Below are 10,386 nucleotides of genomic sequence, written 5' to 3' on the forward strand. Positions count from 1 at the left end.
GAACCGATGACCCGCTGGACCCCCGACCCGACCTTCTACCCCTCCCCCGCGCTCGCCGCCACCGCGCCGGCCGAGAAACTCGCGTACGTCGCCGCGTTCGACCGCGCCGGGCAGCGCCCCGACGCCATCGCGGTGCTCGACACCGACCCGGACTCCGACTCGTACGGCCGGGTGGTGGGCTGGACCGAGCTGCCGAACACCGGCGACGAGCTGCACCACTTCGGCTGGAACGCCTGCAGCAGCGCGCTCTGCCCCACCGCGCCGCACCCGCACGTGGAACGCCGCTACCTGATCGTGCCGGGCCTGCGCTCGTCCCGGATCCACGTGCTCGAAACCAAGCCCGACCCGCGCCGCCCCGAACTGGTGAAGGTGATCGGCCCGGAGGAACTCGGCAAGCGCGCCGGATACTCCCGCCCGCACACCGTGCACTGCGGGCCGGACGGCATCTACGTCTCCGCGCTCGGCGGCGCGGACGGGCAGGAGGGGCCCGGCGGCATCGCCGTGCTCGACCACACCACGTTCGAGGTACGCGGCGCGTGGGAGGCCGACCGGGGGCCGCAGTTCCTGGCGTACGACTTCTGGTGGCACTACACGCAGGACGTGCTGGTCACCAGCGAGTGGGGCACGCCGTCGATGATCGAGGACGGCATCGTCGGGGAACTGCTGCTGGGGCGGAAGTACGGGCACGCGATCCACTTCTGGGACCTGGCGAAGCGCCGGCACGTGCAGCGCGTCGACCTCGGCGACCAGTACCAGATGCCGCTGGAGCTGCGCCCCGCGCACGACCCGACGAAGTCGTACGGCTTCGTCGGCGTGGTGATCAGCGTCGAGGACCTGTCCGCCTCGATCTGGCTGTGGCACCGCGACGGCGACGCCTGGGCCGTGACCAAGGTGATCGACATCCCGGCCGAGCCGGCCGACCCGGCGGACCTGCCGGACCTGCTCAAGCCGTTCGGGGCGGTGCCGCCGCTGGTCACCGACATCGACCTGTCAGTGGACGACAGGTTCCTGCACGTCTCCTGCTGGGGCACCGGAGAGCTGATCCGCTACGACGTCAGCGACCCGTTCCACCCGGTACGCGTCGGCTCGGTGCGCCTGGGCGGCATCGTCAACCGCACGCCGCACCCGGCGTACCCGGACGAGCCGCTGGCCGGCGGCCCGCAGATGGTCGAGATCAGCCGCGACGGCCGCCGCGTCTACGTCAGCAACTCGCTCTACGGCGCCTGGGACGACCAGTTCTACCCCGACGGGGTGGGTGCCTGGGTGGCGAAGCTCGACGTCGACCCGGAGCACGGCGGCCTCGTGCCGGATCCGCGGTTCTTCCCGCGGGGGGAGGAGTTCCGCGGCCTGCGCGTGCACCAGACCCGGTTGCAGGGGGGCGACGCGTCGTCCGACTCGTACTGCTTCCCGTGACCGGCGCGACCTGGGCGGCGCTGGCCGGCCTCGGCGCGTTCCACGGCCTGAACCCGGCGATGGGCTGGCTGTTCGCGGTGGCCCGGGGCCTGCAGGAGCGCCGCCGGGCGGCGCTGCTGGCGGCGCTGCCGCCGATCGCGGCCGGTCATCTGGCGTCGGTGGCGGTGGTCGCCGCGCTGGTCAGCGCCACCCGGTCGGTGACGGCGAGCACTGCGGTCGCGGTCACCGGCGGGGTGCTGCTCGTCGGGTTCGGGCTGTGGCGGCTGCTGTCCGACCGGCACTTCCGGTGGGCCGGGATGCGGCTGTCGGCCGCGCAGCTCACCGCCTGGTCGTTCCTGATGTCGGCGGCGCACGGCGCGGGCCTGATGCTGCTGCCGGTGCTGCTCGCCGAACCGGCGGTCGGCGGCGGCCCGCACGCCGGACACCTCGCCGCCGCGCCGGCCGGCGCGCTGACCGGCCTGTTCGCGGCGGCCGTGCACACCGCCGCCATGCTCGGCGTCGCGCTGGCCGTGGCCGTGACCGTGTACGAGGTGCTCGGCGTCGGTGTGCTGCGCCGGGCCTGGTTCAACGTCGACCGGCTCTGGGCCGGCGTGCTCGTGGTGGCCGGGGTGGTGACGCTGATCGGCGCGGCGTGACCGTGCCGCCGACCTGCTATGGATCGACGGGAAGTCCTACTGGTTGAATAGGAAAGGCAGCGTCGCCCACCCCGGAGGTCAGCCGTGAGTCAGTCCCCGTCCTCAGCCGAAGCCGTCCACGACGCCGACCGGAGCCGGCAGTGGCTCGCCGGGCAGGCACACGGGCCGGGCGTCGACCGTGACCGGCTGCTGGAGGTGGGCGCGGCGATGGCCGCGGTGACCGCCGCCGCCGCGGAGCGCGAGCCGGTAGCGGTGACGTCCGCGCCGGTCGGCGTCGACCCCGGCGCGCCGATCGTCAAGCCGCTGCCGGCGGACCTGCTGCGCCCGCTGGACACCAACGCCGAGATGCGCTGGCCGTCGATGGCCGGCCAGGAGTACGTGGTCCCGATCGACCGCTTCTTCGTCCGCAACCACACGGTCACGCCGCACCTGGACGCGGCCACCTGGCGGCTGCGCCTGTTCGGTGACGGGCTGCGCGGCGCGCCGACCCGGGACGACGCGGTCGAGTTCGACCTCGACGAGCTGCGCCGGCTGCCCGCCGAGGAGCACGCGGCGCTGCTGGAGTGCGCCGGCAACGGGCGGCGCTACTTCGCCGAGCAGCAGGGCGACCCCGCCCCGGGCGTGGCGTGGGGGCTGGGCAGCGTCGGCGTGGCCCGCTGGCGGGGCGTGCGGCTCGGCACGGTGCTGCGCCTGGCCGGGCTGCGCGACGAGGCGGTGGACGTGATGCCCGAGGGCCTCGACCCGGACTACGTCACCGGCGGGGTCAACCTCGGCCGGGTACGCCGCCCGATGCCCATCGCGAAGGCGCTGGACGACGTGCTGCTGGCGTACGAGATGAACGGCGAGCCGCTCCCAGCCGACCACGGTTTCCCGGTGCGGGTCGTGGTGCCCGGCTGGGTCGGCATCGCCTCGATCAAGTGGGTGGGCGCGATCGAGGTCTCCACCGCCCCGCTGTTCTCGCCGTGGAACACACAGTTCTACCGGATGTTCGGCCCCGGCCACCCCGCCGGCGGCACCGCGCTCACCGCCCAGCCGGTGCGCAGCGCGTTCGAGCTGCCCTGGGACGCCCGGCTGCCGGCCGGTGAGGAGGTGCTGCTGACCGGCCGCTCCTGGTCCGGCAACGGCCCGATCGCGCACGTCGAGGTGGACACCGGCGACGGGTGGCGCCCGGCCGACCTGGTCACCGCGGACCGGGGCGGCGCCTGGCAGCGCTGGACCGTCCGCTGGCGCCCGCCAGCCACGGGCCGGCACACGCTCCGTGCCCGGGCCACCGACTGCACCGGCGTCGTCCAGCCCGACCGGGCCGCCGTGAACGACCTCGCATACCTGTTCGACGCCGTGGTGGCCCACCCGGTCACCGCCTGCTGACCGCCGCTCAGGTGGTGCCGAGGTAGGCCGGCGGCACGGTGTCGGTGAGCCACACTCCGTTGGCCGAGCGGTAGAACAGGTACCCGGCCTCTGCCATCGCCGCCGCGTCCACGGTCAGCACCACCACCGCGCCGCCCCGGCGCGCGCCGACGCGCCGGGCCGTCGCCGCATCAGGTGACAGGTGTACGTGGTGCCGCCCGCCCCGGCGCAGCCCCTGCTCCCGGATCGCGTCCAGCACGGCCTCGCCGGTGCCGTGGAACAGCCGGGGCGGCGGCGCGGCCGGGGTGAGGCCGAGGTCGACCGGAACGGAGTGCCCCTGGTTGGCGCGGATCCGGTCGGCCCCGTCCGGACCGGTCTCCACCGCGAAGCGCTGCTTGTCGTTGCCCGCGACCACGGCGTCCAGGTGGGCACGGCTGATCCCCAGCCCGGCGAGCACGTCCGCGACCGGTGCCCAGCCGGCCCGGTCGAGCCGCAGGCCGTACGCGTCGGGCCGGTGCCGCAACGCCAGCGACAGGCGCTTGCTCACCCGAACAAGATCCCGATGTTCCACCCGCCCAGTGTGGAGCCGCACCCGTCACCTGTCGACGCAGTTCCCCACACCCACTCCCCTAGCCCGCCCCGCCCTGCCCCCGTCGATCTTGCGGTTTCCGCCCCTCGGCTGTCCGGATCGCGCTGTTTGCCGGGGCCGGAACCCCATGATCGACGGGCGGGGAGCCGAGGGCGGGGAGCCGAGGGCGGGGAGCCGAGGGCGGGGAGCCGAGGGCGGGGAGCCGAGGGCGGGGAGCCGAGGGCGGGGAGCCGAGGGCGGGGAGCCGAGGGCGGGGAGCCGAGGGCGGGGAGCCGAGGGCGGGGAGCCGAGGGCGGGGAGCCGAGGGCGGGGAGCCCAGCGACGGGGAGGGATGAGGGACGGGGAAAGGGCGGGTGGGCGGGACGGGTCAGGCTGCGGCTCGGTCCGGGAGGGGGCGGCGGCGGTGGGACGGGTCGGTCAGGGTCGGCGGGGACCAGGCGCCGTCGGGCTGGTAGAGGTTCGTGCCCGGCGGGACGATCTCGTCGATACGGTCCAGCACCGCGTCATCCAGCGTCAGCTCCGCCCCGGCGAGCAGCGCGTCCAGCTGGTCCATCGTGCGCGGCCCGATGATGGTCGACGTGACCGCCGGATGCACGGCGGTGAACGCCACGGCGAACTGCGGCAGCGTGCAGCCAACCTCGTCGGCGAGCGCCACCAGTTCCTCGACGGCGGCGTACTTGGCGGCGTTGCCCGGCAGCGCCGGGTCGAACCGGGCCGGGGTGAGCGCCGGACGACCGGCGCCGAGGTCGACGGGCCGCCCCTGCCGGTAGCGGCCGGACAGGAACCCGGAGGCCAGCGGACTCCACACCAGCACGCCCATCCGGTAGCGGCGGCAGACCGGCAGCACCGACGTCTCGATGCCGCGCGCCAGGATCGAGTACGGCGGCTGCTCGGTGCGGAAGCGGCCCAGCGCACGCCGCTCGGCGACGTGGTGCGCCTCCACGATCTCCTCGGCCGGGAAGGTCGAGCAGCCGAACGCGCGGATCTTCCCGGCCCGGACCAGGTCGGTGAGCGCGCCGAGCGTCTCCTCGACGTCCGTGGTGTGGTCGGGGCGGTGCACCTGGTAGAGGTCGATCCAGTCGGTGCCCAGCCGGCGCAGGCTGTCCTCGACCGCACGGACGATCCAGCGGCGCGAGTTGCCGCCCCGGTTGGGCCCCTCCCCCATCGGGAAGTGGACCTTCGTGGCGAGCACCACGTCGTCGCGGCGGCCACGCAGGGCCTTGCCGACGATCTCCTCGGACTCGCCGGCCGAGTACATATCGGCGGTGTCCACGAAGTTGACGCCGCGGTCGAGTGCTGCGTGGACGATCCGGGCGCAGTCGTCGTGGTCGGGGTTGCCGACCGCGCCGAACATCATGGTGCCGAGGCAGTGGACGCTGACCTCGATGCCGGTGCCGCCGAGGACGCGATAGCGCATGTGAGCTCCCTGGTTCGCACCGCGCCGGCCGGATGGCGCGCGGTCCGGTCACGGTAGGAGTTCGAGTGCGCTGGAGGTCAACCGTCGGCGGCGGGTTCCGCGCTGCCGGCGAGGTAGCCGGCCGCCTGCAACTCGAACAGCTCGCGGTAGAGCCCGCCCTGGGCCATCAACGTGTCGTGGTCGCCGGACTGCACGAGCCGGCCGTGGTCCATCACGAAGATCCGGTCGGCGTGCCGCACGTTCGCCAGCCGGTGGGTGATCAGCACGACGGCCCGGTCCGGGTGCCGCCGCAGATGCTGGAAGAGGGCGTGCTCGGCACGCGCGTCCAGCGCTGCGGACGGCTCGTCGCAGATCAGCAGCCGGGCGTCGCGGTAGAGGCCTCGTGCGGCCACCAGCCGCTGCCACTGCCCGCCGGACAGGTCCTGGCCGTCCTTGAACTGCCGGTCCAGCAGCGTGTCGTACCCGAACGGCAACTCGCTGATCATGTCGTGCGCGGCGGCGTCGCGGGCGGCGGTCTCCACGCTGGGGCCGGGCCCGTCGGCGCGGTCGTGGCGGCCGACGCGGATGTTCTGCCGGGCGGTGAACGGGAACTTCCACCAGTCCTGGCTCATCACCGCGACCTGGGCGGCGGTCTGCCGTGGGTCCAGTTCGGCGGTGTCCACGCCGTCCCAGCGGATCGTGCCGCCGGTGGGCCGGTAGAGGCCGGCGATCAGCTTGGCGAGCGTGGTCTTGCCGGAGCCGTTCTCCCCCACCAGCGCGATCACCTCACCGCGCCGGAACGTGAGGCTTACCTCGTCGACCGCCGCCGTGTCGGTGTCCGGGTAGCGCAGGCTGACCCGCTCGACGTCGATGCGCGTGAACCCGTCGACGGGCAGGTGCCCGCCGGCTGGGATCCGCCGGGTGGCCCGGTCGAGGAAGTCGCGGTAGTCCTGGTAGTAGAGCGCGTCCTCGTAGAGCGAGTTGGTGGCGAAGATCGCCGTACGCAGGCTCGTCCGCGCGGCCTGGAGCGCGAGCAGCGCGGTGGCCGCCGCCGCCAGCGCCACCACGCCGCCCATCAGCAGCCCGCCCAGTACGGCGTAGACCGCGAACGCGGCCACGCCGGTCACCGACAGGCCGAGTCCTCGGGTGACGGTCTGCGAACGGGCCAGCCGGAGCTGGGCCTGGGTCTCGACGGTCATCATCCGGTGGTACTCGGCCAGCAGGAAGTCCCGCATCTGGTAGGCACGGATCTCGGCGGCGGTGTGCCGATCGGCCATCAAACGGGCCAGCAGGTACATCCGGCGGCGACGGGTGATCCAGGCCAGCAGCGCCAGGTACTGCCGCCGCGCCAGTTTGACCGCGGTGACCGCCTCGGGCACCGCGGCGAGCAGCAGGCACGGCAGCAGGACGGGCTGGATGACGGTGACCGCGGCGGCGGTGGCCAGCACACCCACGACCCCAGTCACCAGGTTCACGGTGTGGTCCACGATCGACGCAGCCTCGGCCATGCCCCGATCCCGGGCACGATCCATCTCCTCGGCGAAGCCGGCGTCGTCGAACGCGGCGAGTTCCACAGCGGTGGTCGCCTCGAACAGCCGGAGTTCCACCTGGTAGTTGATCTGCGGGATGAGCCGCGCCTGCGCCCAGCCGGCGGCGACAGTCAGCGCTCCCCGGGCCGTCACGGCGGCGGCCGCGAGCAGGAGCGCGGGCAGGGCCGCCCGGATCCGGTCCGGTGTGGGCCCGTCGGCGAAGAGTTGCCGGAGCACGCCGGTGGTGGCGAGCAGCCCGAAGGTGGTGAGCAGGCCGGCGACCACGTTGAGCCCGATCGAGGCGAGCGTGTCTCGGCGGCTGGTCGCCCAGGCCAGGCCGATGGCCTCGCGGACGAGGGCGGGCAGCCGGCGCGCCACCGACCAGAAGCTGGTGTGGGCGAACTCGGTGGCGCGGTTCATCCAGTGCCCGTCCGCCAGCTCCGGCAGCGGCGTCTCGTCGCCCGCCGCGCTCCCGGCCGGGGCGGGCTCGTCCGGCGGGTGCTCGTCCGAGGGGCGCCGAGGACCGAAAACCGCTGCCATACGCGTCTCCTCCGGTACGCCGACGACTCCGGAGCTTACGTTCCGCAATCGACAGATGTCTCCCCGTGTTCGGCGTGTCGTACAGGCGTCCCAACGGCGTGTCCACCGGGCGGCGGGCGAAAGACCGCCCGCACGGTGGTCGCCGCCGGGTCGCGTCGCGCGCGACCGGTCCGGGTGGCAGGCTTGTGGGGTTCGCCGGCGCAGGCCGGCCGACCGCCCGTCGTGAAGGAGAAGATCGACCCGATGGCTGTGGACGTCACCACCACCGACGAATGGCAGGCGCTGCGCAAGCACGCCGAGGCGATGCGCGGCACGCACCTGCGCGACCTGTTCGCCGCCGACGGGCAGCGGGGTGAGCGGCTCACCGGTGAGGTCGCCGACCTGCACGTGGACTACAGCAAGAACCTGATCACCGACGAGACCGTCGCGCTGCTCGGCGCGCTCGCCGAGCGGGTCGGGCTGGCCGACCGGATCGCGGCCATGTTCGCCGGGCGGCACATCAACGTGACCGAGGACCGGGCCGTGCTGCACACCGCGCTGCGCCTGCCCGCGGACGCCTCACTCACCGTGGACGGCCAGGACGTGGTCGCCGACGTACACGCCGTGCTGGACCGCATGTCGGCGTTCGCGCAGCGGGTGCGCTCCGGATCGTGGCGCGGCCACACCGGCGAGCGGATCACCACTGTGGTGAACATCGGCATCGGCGGCTCCGACCTGGGGCCGGTGATGGCGTACGAGGCGCTGAAGGCGTACCGGGACGCGGGCATCAGCTGCCGGTTCGTGTCGAACATCGACCCGACCGACATCCACGACAAGACCGCCGACCTGGACCCGGCGAGCACGCTGTTCGTGGTGGTCTCCAAGACGTTCTCCACCCAGGAGACGCTCGCCAACGCCGACCAGGCGCGGCGCTGGCTGCTCGCCGGGCTGGACGCGGACGACGACGCGGTGGCCCGCCACTTCGTCGCGGTCAGCACCAACGAGCAGCGGGTCCGGGACTTCGGCATCGACCCGGAGAACATGTTCGGCTTCTGGGACTGGGTGGGCGGACGCTACTCGCTGCCGTCGGCGGTCGGCCTGTCGGTGATGCTCGCGATCGGGCCGGACCGGTTCCGCGAGATGCTGGCCGGCTACCACGCGGTCGACGAGCACTTCCGGTCCGCTCCGGTGGAACGCAACGTGCCGGCGCTGCTCGGCCTGCTCAACGTCTGGTACACCGACTTCCTCGGCGCGGAGACCCACGCGGTGCTGCCCTACTCGCAGTACCTGCACCGCTTCCCCGCCTACCTGCAGCAGCTCACCATGGAGAGCAACGGCAAGTCGGTACGCGTCGACGGCTCGCCGGTGACGTACCCGACCGGGGAGATCTTCTGGGGTGAGCCGGGCACCAACGGCCAGCACGCCTTCTACCAGCTCATCCACCAGGGCACCCGGCTGATCCCGGCGGACTTCATCGCGTTCAGCCGGCCCAACCACGACCTGGGCGACATGCACGACCTGTTCATGTCGAACTTCTTCGCCCAGACCGCCGCGCTGGCGTTCGGGCGGACCCGGGAGCAGGTGGAGGCCGAGGGCACCGCGCCCGAGGTGGTGGCGCACCGGGTGATGGCCGGCAACCACCCGACCACGTCGATCCTGGCGCCGAAGCTCACCCCGTCGACGCTGGGCCAGCTGATCGCGCTCTACGAGCACATCACGTTCACCGAGGCCGCGGTCTGGGACATCAACGCCTTCGACCAGTGGGGTGTGGAGCTGGGCAAGGTGATGGCCAACCAGCTCGCGCCGAAGCTGACCGGGCCGGACCCGGACCTGGCCGACGTGGACACCTCGACCGCCGAACTGATCCGCCGCTACCGGGCCGAGCGCGGCCGGAGCTGACCGCGTACCCGTGGCGTCCCGCGCGCGACCGGCCGGGACGCCACGGGTCAGCGGCGCAGCAGGTCGGCGTGCGCCGCGCGCAGCCGGATCAGCGCCGGGTCGCCGGCCGGGGCGCGGCGGTCGAGTTCGGCCCACGCCTCGGCCAGCGCGTCGGCCAGCGCCCGCAACTCGGCGGCGTGCCGCCGGCCGGACTGCTGGTGCAGCTCCTCCAGGCGGCGGGCCCAGCCGGCGCTGATCGCGGCGACCCGTTCGGCGTCGGCGCGCGCCTGGGCCCCGGTGCGGGCGGCCGGCGCGGGCACGATCGCGGCGATCGGGCGGGAATCGCCGTCGCGGGTGACGAGGGTGACGGTGTCGGTCAGCTCGGCCAGGGAGACGAGCTGGGTGAGCCGGGTGCGGACCTCGCGCAGCGGCAGGGCGCGCGGCTGCGGGGACCGGTCGGCCAGTGCGGGGACAGCCATGGACACATGTTCACGTCCGGGTACGACAGTTTCGGCGGTCAGGTCGTCCACTCCGGCGCCAGCACCGACCAGACCTCCATGTCGGCGCGGCCCTCCGGCGTCGCGGCGGCCCCGCGCAGGACGCCGTCGCGGCTCATGCCCAGCCGCTTGGCGACGGCGATGCTGCGGTCGTTGCCGGCCTTCGTGATCCACTCGACCCGGTGGATGCCGCGCTCCCGCACCGCCCAGTCGATGATCACGCGCGCGGCGCGGGTGACCAGGCCCTGCCCCTCGGCGCCCGGTTCCAGCCAGCAGCCCGCCTCGCACACCCCGCGTGCGGTGCTCAGCGACACGAACAGCACGCCGCCGACGAGCGTGCCGCGCTGCCAGATGCCCCAGAGGCCGCCGTCGTCGCGGGCCCACCGGTCGGCGTACGCCTGGAGGACCTTGCGGGCCGACTCGGCGTCGGTGGCGACGAAGGACGCGCCGACCCACGGCGAGATGTGCTCGCGGCAGCGCTCGAGGTTGGCCAGGAACTCGTCGGCGTGCCAGGGCGACAGTGGACGCAGCTCCGCGTCGTCGGTGAGGGCGTGGGCGAACATCCGAGGAAGCTAGCAGGACC

9 protein-coding genes are annotated in these 10,386 nt (G+C 73.7%); 4 read left to right on the forward strand and 5 right to left on the reverse strand.

Translation table 11 applies throughout. The features are described from left to right. Window positions 1-6: 6 nt before the first annotated feature. From PVK74_RS08160 to PVK74_RS08170, 3 genes are all read left to right on the forward strand, one after another. Entirely contained in the window at window positions 7-1,413 is a 1,407-nt protein-coding gene (locus tag PVK74_RS08160; RefSeq protein WP_069088501.1) for a selenium-binding family protein, read from the forward strand. Further along, window positions 1,410-2,048 carry a hypothetical protein gene (locus tag PVK74_RS08165; protein WP_274478708.1) on the forward strand — a complete coding sequence of 213 codons (639 nt, stop codon included), beginning with the start codon at window positions 1,410-1,412 and terminating at the stop codon, window positions 2,046-2,048. Before PVK74_RS08160 ends, PVK74_RS08165 begins: the two co-directional genes overlap by 4 nt. Window positions 2,049-2,132: 84 nt before the next feature. Continuing rightward, complete coding sequence (locus PVK74_RS08170; protein ID WP_274478709.1) at window positions 2,133-3,416, forward strand: sulfite oxidase; 1,284 nt, start codon at window positions 2,133-2,135, stop codon at window positions 3,414-3,416. Between the two features lie 7 nt (window positions 3,417-3,423). On the opposite strand, the gene PVK74_RS08175 is transcribed toward PVK74_RS08170, so the two are convergent. The 3 genes from PVK74_RS08175 to PVK74_RS08185 all read right to left on the reverse strand — a co-directional run bounded on the left by PVK74_RS08175 (window position 3,424) and on the right by PVK74_RS08185 (window position 7,449). Further along, the gene (locus tag PVK74_RS08175) at window positions 3,424-3,966 is read right to left on the reverse strand and encodes an RNA 2'-phosphotransferase (protein ID WP_274478710.1); all 543 of its coding nucleotides are present in this window, start codon (window positions 3,964-3,966) and stop codon (window positions 3,424-3,426) included. Window positions 3,967-4,351: 385 nt separating this feature from the next. After that, on the reverse strand, window positions 4,352-5,401 hold the full coding sequence (locus tag PVK74_RS08180; RefSeq protein WP_274478712.1) for an aldo/keto reductase: 1,050 nt from the start codon (window positions 5,399-5,401) through the stop codon (window positions 4,352-4,354). A gap of 77 nt (window positions 5,402-5,478) precedes the next feature. Next, window positions 5,479-7,449, reverse strand: coding sequence for an ABC transporter ATP-binding protein (locus tag PVK74_RS08185; RefSeq protein ID WP_274478713.1), 1,971 nt, complete (start codon window positions 7,447-7,449; stop codon window positions 5,479-5,481). Window positions 7,450-7,692: 243 nt separating this feature from the next. Here PVK74_RS08185 and pgi point away from each other — a divergent pair, with 243 nt between their 5' ends. Beyond that, window positions 7,693-9,327 (forward strand): glucose-6-phosphate isomerase, encoded by a 1,635-nt coding sequence (gene pgi, locus PVK74_RS08190; protein ID WP_064446469.1) that lies wholly within the window; start codon window positions 7,693-7,695, stop codon window positions 9,325-9,327. Between the two features lie 47 nt (window positions 9,328-9,374). On the opposite strand, the gene PVK74_RS08195 is transcribed toward pgi, so the two are convergent. Next, entirely contained in the window at window positions 9,375-9,785 is a 411-nt protein-coding gene (locus PVK74_RS08195; RefSeq protein ID WP_069088496.1) for a hypothetical protein, read from the reverse strand. Window positions 9,786-9,823: 38 nt separating this feature from the next. Then, entirely contained in the window at window positions 9,824-10,366 is a 543-nt protein-coding gene (locus PVK74_RS08200; protein WP_274478715.1) for a GNAT family N-acetyltransferase, read from the reverse strand. Window positions 10,367-10,386: the final 20 nt, after the last annotated feature.

Origin of the sequence: Micromonospora chalcea (genome assembly GCF_028768405.1) — a bacterium.
GTDB lineage: Bacteria > Actinomycetota > Actinomycetes > Mycobacteriales > Micromonosporaceae > Micromonospora > Micromonospora chalcea.

What these genes read in the sequence shown, in the direction of transcription:
- PVK74_RS08160 (WP_069088501.1), top strand. Translation starts at nt 7, where the DNA reads ATGACCCGCTGGACCCCCGACCCGACCTTCTACCCCTCCCCCGCGCTC.
- PVK74_RS08185 (WP_274478713.1), bottom strand. Translation starts at nt 7,449, where the DNA reads ATGGCAGCGGTTTTCGGTCCTCGGCGCCCCTCGGACGAGCACCCGCCG.
- PVK74_RS08195 (WP_069088496.1), bottom strand. Translation starts at nt 9,785, where the DNA reads ATGGCTGTCCCCGCACTGGCCGACCGGTCCCCGCAGCCGCGCGCCCTG.
- PVK74_RS08200 (WP_274478715.1), bottom strand. Translation starts at nt 10,366, where the DNA reads ATGTTCGCCCACGCCCTCACCGACGACGCGGAGCTGCGTCCACTGTCG.
- PVK74_RS08180 (WP_274478712.1), bottom strand. Translation starts at nt 5,401, where the DNA reads ATGCGCTATCGCGTCCTCGGCGGCACCGGCATCGAGGTCAGCGTCCAC.
- pgi (WP_064446469.1), top strand. Translation starts at nt 7,693, where the DNA reads ATGGCTGTGGACGTCACCACCACCGACGAATGGCAGGCGCTGCGCAAG.